The organism is Rhizobium sp. B21/90 (assembly GCF_019355815.1).
Lineage (GTDB): Bacteria > Pseudomonadota > Alphaproteobacteria > Rhizobiales > Rhizobiaceae > Rhizobium > Rhizobium rhododendri.
Genome location: NZ_CP072162.1, coordinates 723,345 through 744,775 on the forward strand (window position 1 = coordinate 723,345; position 21,431 = coordinate 744,775).

20 protein-coding genes, 2 tRNA genes and 1 pseudogene are annotated in these 21,431 nt (G+C 62.5%); 17 read left to right on the forward strand and 6 right to left on the reverse strand.

All coding sequences use genetic code 11. The annotated features are described in order from the left end of the window. Positions 1–155 precede the first annotated feature (155 nt). From argJ to J5278_RS03475, 5 genes and pseudogenes are all read left to right on the forward strand, one after another. The gene (argJ, locus tag J5278_RS03455; RefSeq protein ID WP_209185057.1) at positions 156–1,397 is read left to right on the forward strand and encodes a bifunctional glutamate N-acetyltransferase/amino-acid acetyltransferase ArgJ; all 1,242 of its coding nucleotides are present in this window, start codon (positions 156–158) and stop codon (positions 1,395–1,397) included. Next, positions 1,366–2,180, forward strand: a pseudogene (locus J5278_RS03460) (GNAT family N-acetyltransferase). Before argJ ends, J5278_RS03460 begins: the two are co-directional and overlap by 32 nt. After that, positions 2,177–2,593: an 8-oxo-dGTP diphosphatase MutT gene (mutT, locus tag J5278_RS03465; protein WP_209185055.1), complete on the forward strand. Its 417-nt coding sequence runs from the start codon at positions 2,177–2,179 to the stop codon at positions 2,591–2,593. The pseudogene J5278_RS03460 and the gene mutT overlap by 4 nt, the downstream one beginning before the upstream one ends. Positions 2,594–2,735: 142 nt before the next feature. After that, the gene (locus tag J5278_RS03470) at positions 2,736–3,050 is read left to right on the forward strand and encodes a hypothetical protein (protein WP_142828803.1); all 315 of its coding nucleotides are present in this window, start codon (positions 2,736–2,738) and stop codon (positions 3,048–3,050) included. A gap of 71 nt (positions 3,051–3,121) precedes the next feature. Further along, positions 3,122–3,289, forward strand: a complete 168-nt coding sequence (locus J5278_RS03475) for a Flp family type IVb pilin (RefSeq protein ID WP_142824817.1) — start codon at positions 3,122–3,124, stop codon at positions 3,287–3,289. Here the strand turns inward: J5278_RS03475 and J5278_RS03480 are convergent, their stop codons facing one another. Continuing rightward, positions 3,290–4,174, reverse strand: coding sequence for a class I SAM-dependent methyltransferase (locus tag J5278_RS03480; RefSeq protein ID WP_209185054.1), 885 nt, complete (start codon positions 4,172–4,174; stop codon positions 3,290–3,292). It lies immediately after the preceding gene. Positions 4,175–4,276: 102 nt separating this feature from the next. Here J5278_RS03480 and J5278_RS03485 point away from each other — a divergent pair, with 102 nt between their 5' ends. Genes J5278_RS03485 through J5278_RS03500 form a run of 4 tightly spaced genes read left to right on the forward strand, consistent with a single transcriptional unit; the run spans position 4,277 to position 6,632 of the window. Further along, positions 4,277–5,053 carry a ComF family protein gene (locus J5278_RS03485; protein WP_247749213.1) on the forward strand — a complete coding sequence of 259 codons (777 nt, stop codon included), beginning with the start codon at positions 4,277–4,279 and terminating at the stop codon, positions 5,051–5,053. A gap of 29 nt (positions 5,054–5,082) precedes the next feature. Beyond that, positions 5,083–5,340: a glutaredoxin 3 gene (grxC, locus tag J5278_RS03490; RefSeq protein ID WP_209185052.1), complete on the forward strand. Its 258-nt coding sequence runs from the start codon at positions 5,083–5,085 to the stop codon at positions 5,338–5,340. 9 nt (positions 5,341–5,349) lie between these two features. Then, positions 5,350–6,207 (forward strand): carbon-nitrogen hydrolase family protein, encoded by an 858-nt coding sequence (locus J5278_RS03495; protein WP_209185051.1) that lies wholly within the window; start codon positions 5,350–5,352, stop codon positions 6,205–6,207. Beyond that, on the forward strand, positions 6,204–6,632 hold the full coding sequence (locus tag J5278_RS03500; RefSeq protein ID WP_209185050.1) for a DUF1178 family protein: 429 nt from the start codon (positions 6,204–6,206) through the stop codon (positions 6,630–6,632). The genes J5278_RS03495 and J5278_RS03500 overlap by 4 nt, the downstream gene beginning before the upstream one ends. Positions 6,633–6,720: 88 nt before the next feature. Here the strand turns inward: J5278_RS03500 and ubiG are convergent, their stop codons facing one another. After that, positions 6,721–7,482, reverse strand: coding sequence for a bifunctional 2-polyprenyl-6-hydroxyphenol methylase/3-demethylubiquinol 3-O-methyltransferase UbiG (gene ubiG / locus J5278_RS03505; protein ID WP_209185049.1), 762 nt, complete (start codon positions 7,480–7,482; stop codon positions 6,721–6,723). 1,156 nt (positions 7,483–8,638) lie between these two features. Here ubiG and J5278_RS03510 point away from each other — a divergent pair. Both J5278_RS03510 and J5278_RS03515 read left to right on the forward strand, forming a co-directional pair. Beyond that, positions 8,639–9,235 carry an HAD-IA family hydrolase gene (locus J5278_RS03510; protein WP_209185048.1) on the forward strand — a complete coding sequence of 199 codons (597 nt, stop codon included), beginning with the start codon at positions 8,639–8,641 and terminating at the stop codon, positions 9,233–9,235. A gap of 45 nt (positions 9,236–9,280) precedes the next feature. Next, a complete protein-coding gene (locus J5278_RS03515) occupies positions 9,281–9,811 on the forward strand; it encodes a nucleoside kinase (protein ID WP_209185047.1) in 531 nt (176 codons plus the stop codon). Between the two features lie 68 nt (positions 9,812–9,879). On the opposite strand, the gene J5278_RS03520 is transcribed toward J5278_RS03515, so the two are convergent. The 3 genes from J5278_RS03520 to J5278_RS03530 all read right to left on the reverse strand — a co-directional run bounded on the left by J5278_RS03520 (position 9,880) and on the right by J5278_RS03530 (position 11,559). Beyond that, positions 9,880–9,953: transfer RNA gene (locus J5278_RS03520), tRNA-OTHER, on the reverse strand. 83 nt (positions 9,954–10,036) lie between these two features. Further along, positions 10,037–10,109: transfer RNA gene (locus J5278_RS03525), tRNA-Thr, on the reverse strand. Between the two features lie 118 nt (positions 10,110–10,227). Further along, a complete protein-coding gene (locus tag J5278_RS03530) occupies positions 10,228–11,559 on the reverse strand; it encodes an MFS transporter (protein ID WP_219258308.1) in 1,332 nt (443 codons plus the stop codon). Between the two features lie 366 nt (positions 11,560–11,925). Between J5278_RS03530 and J5278_RS03535 the strand changes: the two genes are divergently transcribed. After that, positions 11,926–12,852 carry an alpha/beta hydrolase gene (locus J5278_RS03535; protein WP_209185045.1) on the forward strand — a complete coding sequence of 309 codons (927 nt, stop codon included), beginning with the start codon at positions 11,926–11,928 and terminating at the stop codon, positions 12,850–12,852. 20 nt (positions 12,853–12,872) lie between these two features. Here the strand turns inward: J5278_RS03535 and J5278_RS03540 are convergent, their stop codons facing one another. Next, positions 12,873–13,934 (reverse strand): sensor domain-containing diguanylate cyclase, encoded by a 1,062-nt coding sequence (locus tag J5278_RS03540; protein ID WP_219258309.1) that lies wholly within the window; start codon positions 13,932–13,934, stop codon positions 12,873–12,875. Positions 13,935–14,239: 305 nt separating this feature from the next. On the opposite strand from J5278_RS03540, the gene J5278_RS03545 reads away from it, so the two are divergent. The 5 genes from J5278_RS03545 to J5278_RS03565 all read left to right on the forward strand — a co-directional run bounded on the left by J5278_RS03545 (position 14,240) and on the right by J5278_RS03565 (position 21,401). Continuing rightward, on the forward strand, positions 14,240–15,493 hold the full coding sequence (locus tag J5278_RS03545; RefSeq protein ID WP_142824828.1) for an aspartate kinase: 1,254 nt from the start codon (positions 14,240–14,242) through the stop codon (positions 15,491–15,493). 87 nt (positions 15,494–15,580) lie between these two features. Then, on the forward strand, positions 15,581–17,848 hold the full coding sequence (gene ptsP / locus J5278_RS03550; RefSeq protein WP_209185043.1) for a phosphoenolpyruvate--protein phosphotransferase: 2,268 nt from the start codon (positions 15,581–15,583) through the stop codon (positions 17,846–17,848). A gap of 390 nt (positions 17,849–18,238) precedes the next feature. Continuing rightward, positions 18,239–19,318, forward strand: a complete 1,080-nt coding sequence (gene prfA / locus J5278_RS03555) for a peptide chain release factor 1 (protein WP_209185042.1) — start codon at positions 18,239–18,241, stop codon at positions 19,316–19,318. Beyond that, positions 19,315–20,187, forward strand: coding sequence for a peptide chain release factor N(5)-glutamine methyltransferase (gene prmC / locus J5278_RS03560; protein ID WP_209185041.1), 873 nt, complete (start codon positions 19,315–19,317; stop codon positions 20,185–20,187). Before prfA ends, prmC begins: the two co-directional genes overlap by 4 nt. A 341-nt stretch (positions 20,188–20,528) precedes the next feature. Beyond that, positions 20,529–21,401 carry a DUF4167 domain-containing protein gene (locus J5278_RS03565; protein ID WP_142824832.1) on the forward strand — a complete coding sequence of 291 codons (873 nt, stop codon included), beginning with the start codon at positions 20,529–20,531 and terminating at the stop codon, positions 21,399–21,401. Positions 21,402–21,431 lie beyond the last annotated feature (30 nt).

The following is a 21,431-nucleotide window of genomic DNA, read 5'->3' on the forward strand; positions in this document are numbered from 1 at the left end:
GTGAACGCAGAAGACTCCTTTCACCGCGCAGACGCGCGATGGCTGGATTCCTGTGACAAGCACAGGAATGAGGGGTGTTTCGGGCGGGACGCAGTGCAGCTCTCGATCCATATGGCCCCGGTAATTCCGGGTCTTCCATTCTAAAAAGGTGCACCATGTCCGGTTCCGTATCCCCGCTTGCCCCGACAACCTTTGCCACGCTGCCGGCGCTGCGCGGCCTGCGCATGGCGACTGCCTCCGCCGGCATAAAGTACAAGAACCGCACCGATGTGCTGATGATGGTGTTCGATGCACCGGCCGCTGTTGCCGGCGTCTTCACCAAGTCGAAGTGCCCGTCTGCTCCCGTCGATTTCTGCCGTAAAAATCTCTCGCACGGCACCGCCCGCGCGGTGGTGGTCAATTCCGGCAACGCCAATGCCTTCACCGGCGTCAAGGGCCGCCAGGCGACGGAGCTGACCGCGAAATCGGCCGCATCCGCCGTCGGCTGCAGCGAAAACGAGGTCTATCTGGCCTCGACCGGCGTCATCGGCGAACCGCTGGACGCCACGAAATTTGCCGGCGTGCTGGACCAGATGCAGTCCGATGCCAAGGGCGATTTCTGGTTCGAAGCCGCCAAGGCGATCATGACCACCGATACCTATCCGAAGGTCGCTACCCGGAGCGCCGAGATCGACGGCATCGCGGTCACGATCAACGGAATCGCCAAGGGCGCCGGGATGATCGCACCCGACATGGCGACGATGCTGTCCTTCCTCGTCACCGATGCAGATATCGCGCCGGTGGCGCTGCAGGCACTGCTGTCAGATGGCGTCGGCCCGACCTTCAATTCGATGACCGTCGACAGCGATACGTCGACCTCCGATACGCTGATGCTGTTTGCGACCGGCGCCACTGCGGCCGACGGCCAGAAGCGGGTCGAGACCGCCAGCGATCCGCGGCTCGTCTCTTTCCGCACGGCACTGAATGCGCTGCTCAAGGACCTCGCGCTGCAAGTCGTGCGGGACGGCGAGGGTGCAACCAAGATGCTCGAAATCACCGTGACCGGTGCCGAGAGCGATGCCGCTGCCAAGACCATTGCGCTGTCCATCGCCAACTCGCCACTGGTCAAGACCGCTGCGGCCGGCGAAGATGCCAACTGGGGCCGCATCGTCATGGCCGTCGGCAAGGCCGGCGAGATGGCAGACCGCGACAAGCTCGCCATCTGGTTCGGCGATGTCCGGGTTGCCGTCAACGGCGAGCGCGATGCCGGCTATTCGGAAGATGCGGCGACCGCAGTCATGAAGCGCCAGGATATTCCGGTCAAAGTCGAGCTCGGACTTGGGGAAGGCCGGGCCACGGTCTGGACCTGCGACCTCACCAAGGAATATGTTGCCATCAACGGCGACTACCGGAGCTGATAGCGTCTGATGCCCTTGCAATTCCTGTCCAATCCCCTGCCGCTGGTGCGCAGGCTCGAAGCCGTTGGCTTTCGGGCCTGGCCGGCGTCGTCTATCCAATACGACGGCAGCTGGCAGGTGCGACTGACGGCCGGGCATCCCTCGAAGCGACTGAACTCGATCGTGCCGCTCGACCCCTCCGACCATCGCGACGTCGAGATCCGGCTGGAAAAGGCTCAGCGCAAGTTCGAGGCCTATGGCCGCCCCCTGGTGGTGCGTGAAACGCCGCTGGCGCCACCGGTGTTGATGACGCTGTTGCGCGAGACAAACTGGGAGGCCTTCGAAGAGACGATCGTAATGACCTGCGATCTAGCGGATATCGTCCTCCCCGACACGCTCGACCATTTGCCGAGCCACGATGTCGGCCGCTATGTCGATGCCAGCCTCTCGGTCGACGGTTCCGATTCCGCGCTGAAGCCGGCGCTGGCCGAAGTCGTCAGTTCCATCAAACCGCCATCAGGCCTCTTCGTCATCGAGGATCCGGAGCTCGGGCCGGTGGCGACGACGCTTTGTGTGCAGGACAACGACCTCGCGGGCCTGATGTCGTTGTCGGTGGCACCGGCATTTCGTCGCAAGGGCTTCGGTATCGAGATCGTCGCCTCGGCGCTCCGCTGGGCCCGGACTCGCAGCGCAAAAACTGCCTGGCTGCAGGTCGCCGCCAGCAACGATGCCGCGCTGGCGCTCTATGACGGCATCGGATTTCGCGAGGCCTACCGTTACCGTTACTGGAGGCCGCAGTCGTGAGCGTCGCGGTCGGGCGCAAGATCCTGCTGGTGGCCGCATGCGCGCTGATCGATGCCGATGGCCGAATTCTCCTGGCGCAGCGTCCCGAGGGCAAGAGCCTTGCCGGGCTGTGGGAATTTCCGGGCGGCAAGGTCGAGCCGGGCGAGACGCCGGAAGAGTGTCTCATTCGTGAACTCGAGGAAGAGCTCGGCGTCACGACGCGCATTGCCTGCCTCGCGCCGTTAACCTTTGCCAGCCACACCTACGACAGTTTTCACCTGCTGATGCCGCTCTATGTCTGCCGCCGCTACGAAGGCACGCCCGAGGGCCGCGAGGGCCAGGGGCTGAAATGGGTTCGGCCGCAGGCCCTTCGCGATTATCCCATGCCTCCTGCAGATGAACCGCTGATCCCGTTTCTGCAAGACCTGCTGTGACAGGCCATTAATTTAGTGAATACTTCTTCACTTAAGATTTTATGATCATTTTGCCTGTGGATATTAAGAGATCGTTTAAGACCTTCTGGCAAAGATCGACCTCAATCAAGCGATGGGCATGGTCATAACGAGGCTTGACACAATGGACGACGATTTCTGGAAGGCCGTTCGCGAGAAAGAACAGGCAACTTCACAGTCTCGCAAGACCGGCGCACTGAATATTGCCCTGCTTTTCGGCACGGCGGCAGTTGCATTGTCGCTGATCCTGACGCCGATGCTGGCCGATAAGTCGAAATCGAGTGTGCTTGCGAGCGCGCCCGAATTCGATAACATCACCACGGGCTCCATTCCGAAGACGGAAAGCGGCAAGCGCTTTACGATCCGCCGCAGCGTGCTGCAGAACGAACCCGGTTCAGTCTGTGTCGTGCAGGGGTATGGCAGCGATAGCAACTGCTGAACAGCTTGCAGCCGATCTGTGCCGGGGGCATCGGGTTCGCTGATTTCGGTATAGATCAGAGGATATTTTCGATGCATGTGGTCCGGAAACTCATTGACGACAAGATCGGCGCGACAGCGATCGAATACGGCCTGATTGCCGGCCTTATCGCCGTTGCGCTGATCGTCAGCCTCGGTCTTCTCGGCAGCAATCTCTCGAACATGTTCAACTTCTTTGCCAACAAGGTCAGCACGCCGTAATCACGGCTTCAGGGTCTGCTCCTCGACCTTCAGCGCGTCGGCCAGCCGCGTCTTGGCGGAGCCCGGACGCAATGGCTTCTGCTGGCTTTCATGCGGCTTCCAGCCCGATGCATAGATGATCGAGAATGTCGCCCGAATCCGTCCGTCGGCATCGGCGAAGCGCTCGGCATATAATTCCGCGGCACGCAGGAAGAAGCTGCGTCCGACCGGTCGGCGGCTGCGGTCGACCAGCGGGTTGCCCATGCCCATGGCGCGCAGGTCCTGCATCAGCGGAAACAGCGAGGCGTATCGCACCGTATAGCTTTCGGCATCGACGACCGGCAGCGCAAAGCCCGCCCGCTGCAACAGCCCCCCGACATCGCGCACATCGGGGAAGGGGATGACGCGCGGACTGGCGCCGCCGAACATCTCGATCTCGGTCGCCAGCAATACCTCGCGCAATTCCTGCAGCGTGCCGTTGCCGGGTATCGCTGCCAGGAACAGCCCGTCCGGCTGCAATGCGCGATGCACCTGGATGAAAACGCCCGGCGTGTCGTTGGTGAGGTGCAGCCCCAGCGGCGAGAGCACGAGATTGACGGAGGCCGGAACCAGCGGCAGCTGTTCGGGCGGCGCGACGACGATGGTCTCACCGGCGACGGCCGGCCGTTCGTCAGTCTCGATGCGCGTCATATGGCCGATCTTGCCGGACGCCATCGCCAGACGTGCCGCGATGCCGGTCGCGCCGTGCATCTCCACCGCCTCCTCGAAACGGCGTTCCACCAGCGACAATCGCTCGGCCAGTTCGTTGGCGGCGATGTCGAGCAGGAAGGCGGCCTTGGCGTCGCCCTTTGCCAGCGCGCGGCGGCGGTTGGCGGAGATGAGCTCCTGGTCGAATACGATATCCATACGTTATTCCTGCACTCCATGTCCTGTTGCGGCACCAGAGCCTGCCGCACTTTCCTTTCGCAATGGCGCGAGGAACGGGCTATTGTCAATCATATGGGGCATATGGGGACAAGCCGACCGGAAATCACCGCTGCGCTCATCGGACGCGGGCTGCTGCGGCCGTGGTTTATGCTGGCCGATCTGCTCTATCCGCCCGGCTGTGCTGCCTGTGGCGCCTCGACCGGCAGCCATCGCAGCCTTTGCCCGCGCTGCTGGTCGACGATCCGTTTCGTCGAGCGGCCCTATTGCGAGGTGATGGGTAGCCCGTTTACCCACGATCTCGGCGCCGGCATCCTCAGCGCCGAGGCGATTGCCGATCCTCCGCCGTTCGACCGGCTGCGCTCGGCAGCGATCCATGACGGGGTGGTGCGCGATCTCGTCCACGGCCTCAAATATCGCGACCGCATCGACCTTGCGCGGATGATGGCCGAATGGATGCTGCGCGCCAGCGACGGTGCGGTTGCCGGTTGCGATGCGCTGATCCCGGTGCCGCTCCACCGCACCCGTCTGTTTTCGCGTAAGTTCAACCAGGCAGCCGAACTTGCCCGTCATCTGGCGTCACTCTCCGGCAAGCCGCTGCTGCCGGCGACGCTTGTCCGGATCAAGCGGACCAGCCAGCAGGTCGGGCTTGGTGCCCGGGCCCGGCAAGACAATGTCCGGGGCGCCTTTGCAATCGCACGCCACCGCGACAACGATGTCTTCGGCCGGCGCATCGTGCTCATCGACGACGTCTACACGACGGGAGCGACCGTCGCGGCGGCGACGCGGGTGCTGAAAAAGGCGGGCGCCGCCGATGTCACCGTCTTGACCTTTGCGCGGGCGCTCGCCATGCCTATATGACAGGAAAGCTGTTCAAACCCGGAGTGACCATGGCATCCGTCGTTATTTACACGCGTGAGTTCTGCGGCTACTGCGCCAAGGCAAAATCGCTGCTTGGGGCCAAGGGCGTCGCCTTTGTCGAGCACAATGCCACCTATTCGCCCGAGATGCGCGAGGAAATGATCGCCAAATCGAACGGCGGCACGACCTTTCCGCAAATCTTCATCGACGGCCTGCATGTCGGAGGCTGCGACGACCTGCACGCGCTCGACAGGGCGGGCAAGCTCGATCCGCTTCTTGCCGCCTGAGGATAAATCATGAGCTTCAAGGCCGCCGCTATCCAGATGTGCTCGGGCACCGACCCGGAGAAGAACGTCGCCGATATGGTGCGCCTGGTGCGCGACGCCGCGTCGAGTGGTGCGGTCTATATCCAGACGCCTGAAATGACCGGTGCCATCCAGCGCGACCGACCCGGCCTGAGGGCTATCCTGTGCAACGAGGCCGATGATCTCGTCGTTGCCGCAGCGTCGCGGATAGCGGCGGAACTCGGCATCCACCTGCACATCGGCTCGACGGCCATCTCGCTGGACGATGGAAAGATCGCCAATCGCGGTTTCCTGTTCGGTCCGGATGGCAGCCTGGTGACGCGCTACGACAAGATCCACATGTTCGACGTCGATCTCGACAATGGCGAAAGCTGGCGCGAGAGTGCCGTCTATCGTCCAGGCTCCGAGGCTCGGGTGGTGTCGCTGCCGTTTGCAAAACTCGGCTTCTCGATCTGCTACGATGTCCGCTTTCCCGAGCTTTTCCGCAGCCAGGCCGTTGCCGGCGCCGAAGTGATGAGCATTCCTGCCGCCTTTACCCGCCAGACTGGCGAGGCTCACTGGGAAATCCTCCTGAGGGCACGGGCCATCGAGAACGGCATGTTCGTCATCGCCGCAGCCCAGGCCGGCGTCCATCAGGACGGCCGCGAGACATATGGCCATTCGATGATCGTCGATCCCTGGGGAAAGGTTCTGGCCTCTGCCGGCGGCAGCGGCGAGGCCGTGCTGGTGGCTGATATCGACGTTGCCGCAGTCAAGGCTGCCCGCGAAAAGATCCCCAATCTGAAAAACGGCCGTGCGTTTACGCTGGAGACGATCGAGGCCGCAACGGCCGGGGGTGTCGCTGCGTGATCCGCTATTCGCTCAGCTGCGACCACGGCCACGAGTTCGAGGGCTGGTTTTCGCAAAGCGCCGACTTCGAGCGACAGGTCGAAAGCGGGTTGCTGAGCTGCCCGACCTGCGGATCCTCGGCCATCGGCAAGATGCTGATGGCACCGTCCGTTTCGACGGCCCGGACCCGGGAAGCGCTGACGACGCTGGCGATGGACACGGCCCGCAAGCAGGCAATCGCCACGCTGAAGGACGCCGTTGCCGCCATCAAGGCGAATTCGGAAGATGTCGGGCCCAAGTTTCCGGAGGAGGCCCGCAAGATCCATTACGGAGAGGCCGACGCCCGTGGCATCATCGGCCAGGCAACGCCTGCCGAAGCACGCTCGCTGATCGAGGAAGGCATCGAGATCGCCCCGCTTCCGACATTGCCGGACGACGCCAACTGACGCTGTCCTTTCCGCCGACCCATCGACCGGTCTAATAACCCCGCGCCTCCCGCGCAGCATGAAATGCCATAGGATGACGCGTCGCGGCTCAGGCCGGCCGTTTTGCCACCATCATGTAATTCACGTCCATGTCCTTCGACAGGTTCCACTGGTTCTGCAGCGGCGAGAAGAACACGCCGGTGCGGGCGGTGAAGATCAGGCCATTGGCGATCAGCGGCTTTTCCACTTCTTCCGGTCGTACCAGCTTTTCATATTGATGGGTGCCGCGCGGCAGCCAGCGCAGAACGTTTTCGGCGGCAAAGATGGCAAGAGCAGCGGCCTTCATCGTGCGGTTGATGGTGGCGACGAACATCATGCCGCCGGGCCGCACCATCTTCGCGCAGGTCGACAGGAAGAACTCAACGTCGGAAACGTGCTCGACGACCTCCATGTTGAGGATGATGTCGAAAGTCTCGCCGGCCTCAGCCAGTTGTTCGGCGGTGACCGGGCGATAGTCGACCTCGACGCCCGACTGGCGGGCATGGGTGGAGGCGATGCCGATGTTCTTTTCGGACGGATCTGCGCCCACCACTTCGGCGCCCATGCGGGCCATGGGTTCGGAAAGAAGCCCGCCGCCACAGCCGATATCGAGCACGCGCAGGCCTTCCAGCGGGCGGGCGCTGCGTGGGTCGCGGCCAAAATTCTCGGCGGCGCGGTCGCGGATGTAGGCGAGCCGGACGGGATTGAATTTGTGCAGTGGCTTGAACTTGCCGGTCGGGCTCCACCATTCCGCCGCCATTGCCGAAAAGCGGTCGACTTCGCTCTGGTCGATGGTGGTCTTTGCCGTGGTGTTCTGAGCCGCTTCGGTCATCGTCGGGTTCCTTGTCCTGTCTCAGTGAAGTCGGACGATCGGTGCTGGAAGTCAAGGGCGAGAGGTCTTCGTTTGCACGCGGGAGACGACCACGCCGGCCGCCCCGCGTCATTCGACCGCAGCAGGATCGTCTCTCTGCCCCTGTCCGCAGGCTTGCCTTGTCGCGCCGTCACATGTCCCCGTTCACGCGGCCTGTTCGGTCCGTATCATGACAATTCTGATGGCCGGGGCACATCGTGTGCCTGATGATTTTTTAGTGAAGTGACACGCGATGTGCCCCGTTCGACAGTTTTTATCCGCAACTCCGGATCCTCTGTTTCCGACCCAGGTCCCTTTGAGGGGAAAAGCTGCCGGAGTTATGCCACACAGGCACGCCGAGCCTAGGGGCCCGAAGGGATCCACTTTCTGCGGACCCTTGAAGACGTGCCTGCGTAGACGGCAACCCCTCCAAGACCCGACCCCACCTCGCCGGCAACGCAGACCGGTGTATCCAATGGCGGAACGGGGTGATTATAGATCGGGATGAAAGCACGGGGATGAAAATATGATGCCGGCATTGTTTCCAAACGGAAATCCCAACGGTTTACCCCATGAGGTGCTGCGGGGATGAGGGAACCAGAGAGGAGAGAGCGTGTGTGGATGGTGTGAGTCTGAGGTCAGCGAGAAGGTCAAAAGCGACCCCAACTTCCCTCATTCCTGTGCTCGTCACAGGAATCCAGCCGCCCAAGTCCTTGGGCGATAAATACTTTCCTCGCCAACAGAAAGTCCTCCCACGTCGCAGACGCGCCGTGACTGGATTCCTGTGACAGGCACAGGAATGAGGGTTTTGGGGGCGTCCCAGGCGAGGTTTGACCTTAGAGGGTGTGGCAGTAAGTAACAGGTTTTTCAATGTGAAGGTTGCCGTAATCTGGTTGCGTTTGCAATCTTGATTACTTTACCACTTGCCTCCTTCCGGAAGACGGCCGCTACCGAGGTCTCGGTGGGTGCTCGGCAGAAGGGGGATTTTGAGTGGTGCGGAAAAGGCGCTGCTGACAGGGGCGCCCACCCCAATATGCGCCTTTGTCGAACGGCCTTCTCCTCGCGCCATGCGCTGCAATGAAGCCGTCACAGTCTTGTGGAAAATACCCTGTGCAGGCTTGGCGAAAGGCATCACGCAATGCGGACTATCATGCTGGATGTCGATGGAGTGTTGGTGTGCGGTCGTCCGGGGGATGGCGCGCAGTGGTGGACTGACCTCGGTGCCGACCTCGGGATTTCGCGCGATGCGTTGCGAAGCGCGTTTTTTGTGCCGCGCTGGCAGGATATCGTCAGCAGGCGCAAGCCTCTGGTGCCGGAGCTTGCCGAAGTTCTGGCCGAGATCGCGCCCGATGTCAGCGTCGATGCTTTTATCGACTACTGGTTCGCCAACGACTCGCGGATCGACAGCGCGGTGCTCGATGCTGTTTCGGAGATCAGATGTCGCGGCGATCGTGTCTATCTCGCGACAAACCAGGAGCATATGCGCGCCGCATACCTGATGGAAGACATGGGGCTCCGGGAGAAAGTCGATGGCATTTTCTACTCCGCATCGCTTGGGTACCAGAAGCCGAGCCCCGAATTCTACTCCCTCGTCACGCAAGCCACTTCTGTCGCTCCGGAAAGTATCGTCCTGATCGATGACACCGAGGAAAATGTGCAGGCCGCGCGTGCCTCCGGTTGGAACGCCGTTCACTGGCAAAAGGGTATGAGCATTGCCGGCGCGCTGGCGCTATGAGCGAATTGCCAAGCCGGTGCACGGCGACTACCGCAGGAGAACCGGATGGGCGTGAAAAATTATCTGATCGAGGGCGTTTCCGGTACCGGCAAGACGTCGGTTGCCACGGAGTTGGAGCGGCGCGGCTATCACACCGTCCACGGCGACCGTGAATTGGCCTATAAAGGCGATCCACAGACCGGCGAGCCACTCGATATGACAACGTATGGAGGGCCAGTGGATGTTGCCTTCGGACACCGCCACCATGTCTGGGATGTCGGCAAAGTCAAACATCTGATCGCCGATCTAAGCCACCCCATCACCTTCTTCTGTGGCGGCTCGAGGAATTTCCATCAATTTATCGATCTGTTCGACGGGGTCTTTGTTCTCGATGTCGATAGAGCCACGCTAGAAAGGCGGCTGGCGAGCAGACCCGCGGACGAGTTCGGTGGCAAGCCGGCGGAACGGAGACTTGTCATGCAAATGCATGCGACAAAGGAAGACATTCCATACAATACGCACAATGCGACGCCGATCGATGCCACCGCGCCGCTGTCGGCCCTTGTTGACGTCATTCTCGCCCACTGCGGGGAATAGGGGTATCGCTAGACACGCTGAGGGCGGGAAAACGGGTGCAGGCGGTGGTGATCGGCCATGCGCTCATATGGAGGCCTCGCCTGGATTCGAACCAAGCTGTGGGGAATTCACTCCCCTTGCGTCTCCACTCCGCCACGAGGCCATGGGATGATCTGTAGTTGTATTTCGTTAAATCGAAGTAAATTTAGTCGTGCAGCCGCCGGACAGCCGGGTGATTGTGGCGGGAGCCCCTGCCGAGGACTTGAACCTGGGTCTTCTGCAAACGAGGCAGCTGCTCTACCGTTGAGCTACGAGGGGCATGCCCCGTGTTGTTGCCCGTCCGAGCGGCAGTTGCAACTCTATAGTTAAATAAGGGTTAACGCGTCGTCGTAGCCCTCCCCGTCGCGGTCTATTGGCTGCGACGGGGAGGGCGGGTTTCAGGTTGCGGCGGGGTCCCTGAGGGTCTTGCCGAGGGAGAAAGCGACGATAGCCGAGACCAGCATGAAGCCCCCGACGATGAACATCGGCATCTCGTAGAGGCCTGTCGCATCCTTGACGGCGCCGGTGATGTAGGGCGCTGCAAAGCCGGCTATGTTGCCGACCGTGTTGATGAGCGCAATGCCTGCCGCAGCGCCGGCGCCGGTCAGGAACCTTGTCGGCAGCGACCAGAAGTTCGGCAGGGCTGCAAAGATCGCACAGGCGGTCACGGTGACGACGAGGACCGTCGTCTCGGGCGATGACATCAGCAGTGCCAGCGGGATGCTGATGGCGCCGACCAGCGCCGGAATGCCGACATGCCAGAGACGGACGCCACGCTTGCTTGCATCCCGGCTCCAGAAGTAGAGCGCGAAGGCGGCAGGCAGATAGGGGATGGCTATTATCATGCCCTTTTCGAAGACATCGAATTTGGTGCCGAACTTGGCCTCGAAGCCGCCAATGATCGTCGGCAGGAAGAAGGCAAGCGCATAGAGACCGTAGATCAGGCCGAAATAGATAATCGAGAGGAGCCAGACGCGGCCGTCCTTCAGCGCCTGCAGCGTCATGTGGCGGCGTCCCGTCACCTTCTCCGACTCTTCTTTTGCCAGCGCACTGTTGAGCCAGGACTTTTCCGCCGGGGTGAGCCACTTGGCGCCCACGGGGGTGTCCGGCAGGTAGAACCAGGTGATGATGCCGACGACGATGGCCGGGATGGACACGCCGAGGAACATCACCCGCCAGCCCTCGAGGCCGAAGACTCCATGGGCCTGGATAAGGGCGGAGGCCAGTGGCGCGCCGATCACGGTGGTCAGCGGCTGTGCGAGATAGAAGAGTGCCAGGATCTTGGCGCGGTGGCGGCCGGGCACCCAGGTGCTGAGATAGAGGATGGCCCCCGGAAAGAAGCCGGCTTCTGCGACGCCGAGGAAGAAGCGCAGGGCGTAGAGCCCGTTGATGCTGCTGACCCAGGTGAACAGCATGGCGACGATGCCCCAGGTGACCATGATGCGCGACAGCCAACGGCGTGCGCCGTACTGGTGAAGCGCCAGGTTGCTCGGAATCTCGAGCACGATGTAGCCGAAGAAGAAAATGCCGGCGGCAAGGCCGAACTGGGCGGCCGTCATGCCGAGATCCTGGGTCATGCCGTTCGGCCCGGCAAACGAGATGGCCGTCCGGTCAAGGAAATTGATGAAGAACATCAGCGCGATAAACGGCACGATGCGGAACGAGATCTTCCGGATCGTCGATGCCTCCACCTGCTGTTCGGCGCTCTGTGAATGTGTCGTGGCGTCCATGTCTTCCTCCCAAGACGAGTGCAGGGGCTGTCACCGCAGAGGGTCTGCCGCCTGTCCCGCGAAGCCCTCCCTCACGGAGATGGCTCCTGTTGATCTCATCCGATGCGGGCGACGGCGTGCGTTGTCTGTCTGCACGCTGCAAACAGGCTTTCCCCGCGCCGTGGTGCCGCATTTCCTCCCGTTTAAGTCGCCGGAACCTGTCAAATTGAGCTGACGTCGTCAACTGGTATGATGACATGATCATCATTATTTGCAGTTTTACGTCACCGGATGGCTTGCGGACGGCACTTTGAGGCTGTTCTGCCTCAGTTTTGCCCTTACCTTGCCGCACCTGTCTGAACGCCACTCCAATGGGAAATTACCGTCATGATCGATCGCAGAACATTGCTTATGGCCGGCGGCGCGGCCCTGCTGCTCGCGGCATCGCGGCAGGCAAGCGCGGCCAATGCGGTCATCCCGCTCTGGCCAGCAGGAGCCCCGGGCGGGCGTGGTCCGAAAGGGCCGGTCGAGACCAACGCCAAGGGCGCCGTCAGCAATATCGCCACGCCATCCATCGAGGTCTTCCGCCCGGCCAAGCCCAACGGCGCGGCCATGCTGGTGGCGGCGGGCGGCGGCTACAAGCGGATCGAGATGGAAAGCGAGGCGCATCCGGCAGCGCTTTGGCTGAACGATCGCGGCATCACCGCCTTCGTGCTGTCCTACCGGCTGCCGTCGGAGGGCTGGCGGGAAGGTCCCCGGGCACCGCTTCAGGATGCACAGCGCGCCCTGCGGCTGATCCGGGCGAGAAGCGTCGAATACGACGTTCATCCCGATCGCATCGGCGTGCTCGGTTTTTCATCCGGCGGCCATCTGATGGGACTGGCGTCGGCGCGCTCGGCCTACCGGTCGTATCGCGCCGTCGACGAGGCCGACAAGCAATCGGCGCGGCCGAATGCTGCAGCGCTGATCTATCCGATCATCACGCTCGAGCCGCCCTACGACCACACCTCGACAAAGACCGTGCTGATCGGCCGGCATCCGAATGACGAGGAAAGCGCCGAATGGTCGGTGCAGCCGCATGTGCGGTCCCATTGCCCGTCGATGTTCCTCGTCCAGGCGGAGGACGATACTGTTTCCGATCCGCACAACACGCTGATCATGGCTGCTGCCTGCAAGAGCGCCGGTGTGCCTGTCGATATGCACCGCCTCGCGACCGGCGGCCACGGCTTCGGCATGGGCAAGGCCGGTACGCCATCCGCCGCCTGGCCGGCCTGGTATGAAGCCTGGCTGCGCAAGGGCGGGTTCCTCGCCTAGCCTATCTGGTCTCGGCTGGTTCAGGCGGCGCTGCGCGGTGCGCAGAGCGTCTGGCGCTCTGATGGCTCGAAGATGCTGAAGGTGTTGCGGCCGGCGGCTTTGGCGGCATAGAGCGCCGTGTCGGCCCGCTGGAACAATTCGGACGGGCTGGACCCGTCGGCAAGTGCTACGCCGACGGAGGCGCCGATGTTCAGGAGGAGATCGCCGAGGATCATCGGCCGGCGGACGATCTGGACGATGTCGCTCGCGATATCGGTCACCGTCCCGCGTTCGGCGTCCTGCAGCAGCAGAACCGCAAACTCGTCGCCGCCGATGCGGGCAATCAGATGGGCACAATTGCAGACGGCGCGAAGCCGGTCAGCCGCCTCGATCAGGCAGGCGTCGCCAGTGGCATGGCCATAGGTATCGTTGACCGCCTCGAAGCCGTCGAGGTCGACCAGCAGCAACGCTGCCGGCGCCTTCGACCGGTCGTGTTCCTCGCATAGAGCAGCGAGACGCAGCTGGAATTGGGCGCGGTTGGCAAGCCCGGTCATCATGTCGAAATCGGCAAGGTGGCGGGTGCGCTCGAACAGCAGCTTGGCGTCCGTGATGTCCTGCTTGATGCCGAAGATGCGCACGGGCTCTTCGCCCTCGCATTCCACCGTGGCGGTGATGCGGATCCAGCGATGATTGCCTTTCTGCGTCACGATCTCCGCATCCATCGTGAAACCGCTGCGGGTCTCGATGGCAAGACGGCGCTTTTCCTGCAATTCCTTGGCGGATGCCTGGGTATAACAGGCAAGCGTTTCCGCACGGCCCGCCTGCAGGTCGCGCGGCAGGTCGAAAATGTCGTAGACCACATCCGTCCAGGTCAGGGTCTCGTCGGGCAGGCTGCATTGCCATATGCCGATGCGGGCAGCCTCGGCCGCGCGGTTGAAAATCCTGCGGCCACGGGCCAGCGCCTCGGCTTGCTCCGCGATGGTGGCTTCCTTTTCGCGCAGCTGCTGCTCCAGACGACGAACGGCTGGATTGCTGACGGAGACAAGCGATGCGCCGAGCGTCTTCAGGCGGTCGAGGAAACGCGGAGCGGGCGGGTTGGTCATCGTCGATTTCTGGCTTTGCGTGAAGCGGCTCACCTACACTCGCGCATAAGCTTTAAGACTTTGTTGCCGAGGTTGTCTAATTTAGAGCATCGTTTGGGACTGCCGCCGGCTTTCGCCGCCCTTCATATCGATGTCGCATGCCCATTGCACGCACCCTTCAAAGTCGGTATGAGACGGCCGAAATAGACGCTCCGTTTTCGGTGCACCGGCAGTATGAAAAGCCACCGCTTTTGCTGCTGCCCCGGGCGGAGCCTTGTCGTATGGCGGGTCTCAGTGACGAGGCGCGCCACTATGGGTAGAGGCTTATGGCACGCATCGTGATGAAATTCGGCGGGACCTCCGTCGCGGACATGGATCGTATTCGCGTCGTCGCCCGGCATGTGAAACGCGAGGTCGATGCCGGCCACGAAGTCGCCGTCGTCGTCTCGGCGATGTCGGGCAAGACCAACGAACTGGTCGGATGGACCCGCGATGCGTCGCCGATGCACGATGCGCGCGAATATGACGCCGTCGTGGCTTCCGGCGAGCAGGTGACCTCGGGGCTGGTGGCAATCGCGCTGCAGCACCTCGGCATCAATGCGCGTTCCTGGCAGGGCTGGCAGATCCCCATCAAGACCGACAACGCGCACGGCGCTGCCCGCATCCTCGAGATCAACGGCGACGAGATCATTCGTCGCATGGGCGAGGGACAGGTGGCCGTCGTTGCCGGCTTCCAGGGTCTCGGTCCCGACAATCGCATTTCGACACTCGGCCGTGGCGGTTCAGATACCTCGGCGGTGGCGATTGCTGCAGCCGTCAAGGCCGACCGCTGCGACATCTACACAGACGTTGACGGCGTCTATACGACCGACCCGCGCATCGTGCCGAAGGCGCGCCGCCTGAAAAAGATCGCCTTCGAGGAAATGCTCGAGATGGCGTCGCTTGGCGCCAAGGTGCTGCAGGTGCGTTCGGTCGAACTTGCCATGGTATTCAAGGTCCGCACCTTCGTGCGCTCGTCTTTCGAAGACCCCGATGCGCCGGGCATGGGCGACCTTCTGAACCCGCCCGGAACGCTGATTTGTGATGAGGAAGAGATCGTGGAACAGGAAGTCGTAACCGGCATCGCCTATGCCAAGGATGAAGCGCAGATTTCGCTCCGGCGGCTTTCCGACCGCCCCGGCGTGTCGGCTGCGATTTTCGGGCCGCTCGCTGAAAACCATATCAATGTCGACATGATCGTCCAGAACATCTCCGAGGACGGCTCGACCACGGATATGACCTTCACCGTGCCGTCCGGCGACGTCGACAAGGCGCTCGCCGTTCTCGGCGAACACAAGAGCCAGATCGGCTACGATGTCATCCAGAACGAATCGGGTCTGGTCAAGGTTTCGGTGATTGGCATCGGCATGCGTTCGCACGCAGGCGTTGCAGCGAGCGCTTTCCGGGCACTTGCTGAAAAAGGCATCAACATCAAGGCAATCACCACCTCGGAAATCAAGATTTCGATCCTGATCGACGGCCCCTATGCAGAACTTGCAGTCAGGACTTTGCATTCCTGCTACGGTCTGGATAAGAGTTGATTTGAAACTGCAGAGGGGCAGGGCGAAGCGCGAAATGCTTCGTGACACCCTTCGCAGCGTGGACATGATTTTCGGGAGCGTGACGCAATGAGAGACCTTTCCGGCGGTCCGCGCGTCCTGCTCAAGCGGCTGCGCGAGCTGATGGCGGAGCCGCTTGAACCGCAGGATCGCCTTGACCGGATCGTTCGCCAGATCGCCAGCAACATGGTGGCCGAGGTGTGCTCGGTCTACGTTCTGCGCGCCGACGGGGTGCTCGAGCTCTATGCCACCGAAGGTCTCAACAAGGATTCCGTCCATCTTGCGCAATTGAAGATGGGCCAGGGCCTCGTCGGCACCATCGCCGCCTCGGCGCAATCTCTCAATCTCTCCGACGCCCAGTCCCACCCGGCCTTCCGATATCTGCCGGAAACCGGAGAAGAGATCTACCACTCCTTCCTCGGCGTGCCGATCCTGCGGGCCGGCCGGTCGCTCGGCGTTCTCGTCGTGCAGAACAAGGCCAGCCGCACCTACCGCGACGAGGAACTGGAGGCGCTTGAGACGACGGCCATGGTGCTGGCCGAGATGATCGCTACCGGCGACCTCAAGAAGATCTCGAAGCCCGGCCTCGAACTCGACCTGACGCGCTCTGTCACCATCGACGGCGACAGCTACAATGAAGGCATCGGCCTCGGCTATGTCGTCCTGCACGAGCCGCGCGTCGTCGTCACCAACCTGCTCAACGAAGACACCGACCACGAAATCTCGCGCATGGCCGATGCCCTCGGCTCCTTGCGCATTTCCATTGATGACATGCTGTCGCGCCGCGACGTGTCGATGGAGGGCGAGCACCGTGAGGTCCTGGAAACCTATCGGATGTTTGCCCACGACCAGGGCTGGGTTCGCAAGCTCGAGGAGGCGATCCGCAACGGCCTGACGGCCGAGGCTGCGGTCGAGAAAGTGCAGAGCGACACGAAGGCTCGGATGATGCGGCTCACCGACCCGTACCTGCGCGACCGCATGCACGATTTCGAGGACCTCGCGAACCGGCTGCTGCGACAACTGACCGGCCATACCGGCCGCAACACGACGGATGGTTTTCCCAACGACGCAGTCATCTTCGCCCGCGCCATGGGGGCCGCCGAGCTGCTCGATTATCCGCGCGACAACATTCGCGGCCTGGTGCTGGAAGACAGCGCCATCACCAGCCATGTCGTGATCGTTGCCCGGGCCATGGGCATTCCGGTCGTCGGCCAGGCGGCCGGCGTCGTGGCGCTGGCGGAAAATGGCGATTCCGTCATCATCGACGGCGACGAGGGCCATGTGCACCTGCGGCCGATGGCCGATCACCTGAAGTCCTACGAAGAGAAGGTCAAGTTTCGCGCCCGCCGCCAGGAGCAGTTCCGGGCGCTGCGTGCCGTCGAGCCGGTGACGCGGGACGGCCAGCGTATCTCGTTGCTGATGAATGCAGGACTGCTGGTCGATCTTCCGCAATTGGCCGAATCCGGCGCCGAAGGCATCGGCCTGTTTCGCACCGAGCTGCAGTTCATGATCGCCTCGACCATGCCGAAGGCCGACGAGCAGGAAATGTTCTACCGCAATGTCCTGAAGCAGGCAGGCGACCACGTCGTCACCTTCCGTACGCTGGATATCGGCGGCGACAAGGTCGTGCCCTACTTCCGGGCGCATCAGGAAGAAAATCCGGCACTCGGCTGGCGCGCCATCCGGCTTTCGCTGGATAGGCCGGGCCTGTTGCGCACGCAGCTGCGCGCCATGCTGAAGGCTGCCGCCGACGGCGAACTGAAGATGATGGTGCCGATGGTCACGGAGGTTTCCGAGATCAAGGCGGTGCGCGAACTGCTGCAGAAGGAAGTGCATCATCTGTCGCGCTTCGGCCATGCGCTGCCGCGCAAGCTGCAGTTCGGCGCCATGCTCGAAGTACCGGCGCTGCTCTGGCAGCTCGACGAATTGATGGCAGCCGTCGATTTCGTCTCGGTCGGCTCCAACGACCTGTTCCAGTTTTCCATGGCGGTCGATCGCGGCAATGCCCGTGTGTCCGACCGGTTCGACACGCTCGGGCGGCCTTTCCTGCGCATCCTGCGGGATATCGTGCGCGCCGGCGAGCGCAACAAGACACCGGTGACGCTGTGTGGCGAGCTTGCCGGCAAGCCGATCTCGGCGATGGCGCTGATGGGCATCGGCTTCCGCTCGGTGTCGATGTCGCCAGCCTCGATCGGGCCGGTCAAGGCGATGCTGCTGGGTCTCGATGTCGGCGCGCTGGCGGCGGTCATGGAAGAGGCATTGGACGACCGCAACCCGACGCTCTCGGTGCGGGACATCCTTGCGCAGTTCGCATTGACCCATAATATTCCCCTTTAGCTGCTCTTGCGCAGTCTGTTGCTGACTGCGGTGGAAAGAGGTAAGAGGCGATCTGCCCGTCCTTTCAGGGTTGGGCCAGGCATGGGGAGCTAGGGTCCTGTTTCCCGCAGTCTGGTTCTCGCGCGGGTCTGGAAGGCGCGACGCTCTCCCCCTCATTCCTGTGCTTGTCACAGGAATCCAGCCACGGCGCGTCTGCGTCGTGAAAAGACTTGTCTCGGCAATCGGGAGGTCTTGCGCGCCCAGGACTGGGCGCACTGGATTCCTGTAACAAGCACAGAAATGAGGAAGGATCGGGGGCGAGGCGTGCAGTTCAACGGCTGGCCGCCAGATAATCGCCATGGATGACGGCGCCTGACATCAGGGCGCCTTGGAAAAATTCGGAGTTCGACTGTGGCTACACTACCTGTTGAAAAAATGCGTGAGCTGGAGCGCCGGTTCGGCGAGATCGAGGCGCGCATGTCCGAAGGCCCGGCGGCGGATGTCTACGTCAAGCTGGCGTCCGAATATTCCGAGTTGCAGCCCGTCGTCATGAAGATCCGCGACTACGAAAAAGCGACGGCGGAGCGGGCCGATCTCGAAGCGATGCTGGGCGACAAGACGGTGGACCGCGAGATGCGCGATCTGGCCGACATGGAACTGCCCGGGGTGCGCGAGCGTATAGAGACGCTGGAGACCGAGATCCAGATTCTGCTGCTGCCGAAGGACGCCGCCGACGAAAAGAGCGCCATCCTCGAAATCCGCGCCGGGACCGGTGGTTCCGAAGCGGCGCTGTTTGCCGGCGACCTGTTCCGCATGTACGAGCGCTTTGCCTCGGTGAACGGCTGGAAGGTCGAAATTCTTTCATCGAGCGATGGCGAAGCGGGCGGCTACAAGGAAGTGATCGCGACGATCACCGGCAAGGGCGTGTTCTCCAAGCTGAAGTTCGAGTCCGGGGTTCACCGGGTGCAGCGCGTGCCGGCTACCGAGGCCGGCGGCCGCATTCACACTTCTGCGGCCACGGTGGCGGTGCTTCCCGAGGCCGAAGAGGTGGATATCGAAGTGCGCGAGCAGGATATCCGCATCGACACGATGCGCTCGTCGGGCGCCGGCGGCCAGCACGTCAACACGACGGATTCGGCTGTTCGCATCACCCATCTGCCGTCTGGCATCGTCGTCACCAGTTCAGAAAAATCGCAGCACCAGAATCGCGCCAAGGCGATGCAGGTGCTTCGCTCCAGGCTCTACGACATGGAGCGCCAGCGGGTCGACAACGAGCGCTCGGCCGACCGCAAGAGCCAGGTCGGCTCCGGCGATCGCTCGGAGCGCATTCGCACCTATAATTTTCCGCAAGGGCGCATCACCGACCATCGCATCAACCTGACGCTCTACAAGCTCGACCGCATGATGGAAGGCGAGATCGACGATGTCGTCGATGCACTGCGTGCCGATCACCAGGCAAGCCAGCTTGCCCAGCTCGGGGATCGCATGTGAGCGACGCCGGCCAGACAATCGGCGCATTGCAGGCATCGGCGCGCAACCGGTTTGCGGAGGCGGGTCTCGACGATCCTGCCGCCGACGCCAAGGTGCTGGTATCCGGGCTGTTCGGGCTTACGTTCACCGAGATTGTCATCCGCTCCAACGAAACGGTGGATGCCGAAGGGGTCGCGCGTCTGGAGGACGCCATCGCGCGTCGTTTGCGCCATGAGCCGGTGCATCGCATTCTTGGCGAGAGGGAATTCTACGGCCTGCCGCTGCGCCTGTCGCCAGCGACGCTGGAGCCCCGGGCGGACACCGAGATCCTGGTGGACAGCATCCTGCCGCATCTGCGCAGACTGGTCGGCGTGCATGCGAGCATCGACATTCTCGACATGGGCACCGGCACCGGCGCCATCTGCCTCGCTCTGCTGCATGAATGTCGGGAGGCAAGGGGTTTGGGCAGCGACATCTCCGCCGACGCGCTAGTGACGGCCAGGGGAAATGCCGAACGGAATGGCCTTGCCGACCGGTTCCGCACCGCAGAGGGCAGCTGGTTCACGCCGATTTCGGGGCGGTTTCACGCAATCGTCTCAAATCCCCCTTATATCGTATCGGACGTGATGCAGACACTGGCTCCGGAGGTCAGGGATTTCGATCCGACGGCGGCGCTCGATGGCGGCCGGGATGGCCTCGATGCCTACCGGGCAATCGCTGCGGACGCTGCGCAATTTCTTCACGACGACGGCGTGCTCGGTCTCGAAATCGGTTATGACCAGCGCCCGACAGTCACCGCCTTGTTCGAGGGCTCGGGGTTCAGATTGATAGAGGCGGCGCGCGATTATGGTCACAACGACCGCGCCCTGATCTTCGCAAAAGGTATATAACACGCTGAAAATACAAGTCTTTCCTACTTTATTATGCTGTTAAAGAAAAGGACTTGGATTTAGCCGGGAAGCAATATAGGTTGCGCTCACGCGTTGGGCAGCCGGAAACGAATGGGAGATTCGTTCGGGTTCCGGTCAGCCTCAGGGGTCCGCTCTCTTGAAAGAGTGTTGAAGGTTGAACGTACCCGATGCGTGATTCAGTTAATCTGACGTAGTCGAGCGGCAGACGGGGGTTAGACCCGATCTGCTTGCGGCACGCAGGCCCTGGCTCGGTTTGTCCGGCCATGGCGGCAGGGTGCCGCGCGCAATTATCACAACAAGAGAATTCAGGTGAAGGATCTATGAGGCCAGGACAGCAGAACAAGCGCGGTCGAGGGCGTGGCAACAACGGCGGCGGCAGCGGCGGCGGAAACCCCAGCAGCGGCAGCAGCAGCAATAACAGCCAGAACAACAACTTCAATCGGAAGGGATCGAACCCCCTGACGCGGACTTACGATAGTTCCGGTCCCGATGTGAAGATCCGCGGTACCGCCCAGCACATCGCCGAGAAATACTCGACACTGGCTCGCGATTCCCACTCTTCCGGCGACCGCGTCATGGCGGAAAACTATCTTCAGCACGCTGAGCACTATTACCGCATCATCGCCGCCGCACAGGCGCAGATGCAGGAACGCTTCCAGCGCGAAGACAGGCAGGATTTCAATGATCGCGACGGCAACGAGCGCGACATGGACGACATGGACGGCAACGAGATGGACGATCAGCCAATGATCGCGCCTTCGATGCAGAGCCGCAATGCGCCGCAGCAGTCGATGCCGCAGCAGCCGGCCCACGGTCCCGTCGCCAGCCAGCAGCCGAGCCCGGCACCGCAGCCGGCTCCGGTCCAGCAGGATGCAACGCCGGGCGAGGGCGATCAGCCCCAGCCGCAGGCCGAAGCCCAGCGGGCGCCACGCCAGCCACGCACACCGCGCGTCTACACGCCACGTACGCCGGCCGCAGCTCCCGCTCCCGTCAACGACGGTACCGGCCCTCAGCCCGAAATCGTCGGAACGCCAGCGGAAGTTGCCATCGAGGAAGCCCAGGGCACCGAGGAGCCGCGCCAGCCGCGTCGTCGCGCTGCCGGCCGTCCGCGCCGCCCGCGCCTCACCGATAGCGATGCTCCCGGCGAAGGTGGCAACGACGCCCCGAACCTTGCGGATGTCGGCTCCGAATAGGCATTTTCGCCACTTCGCGCATGGAATTGA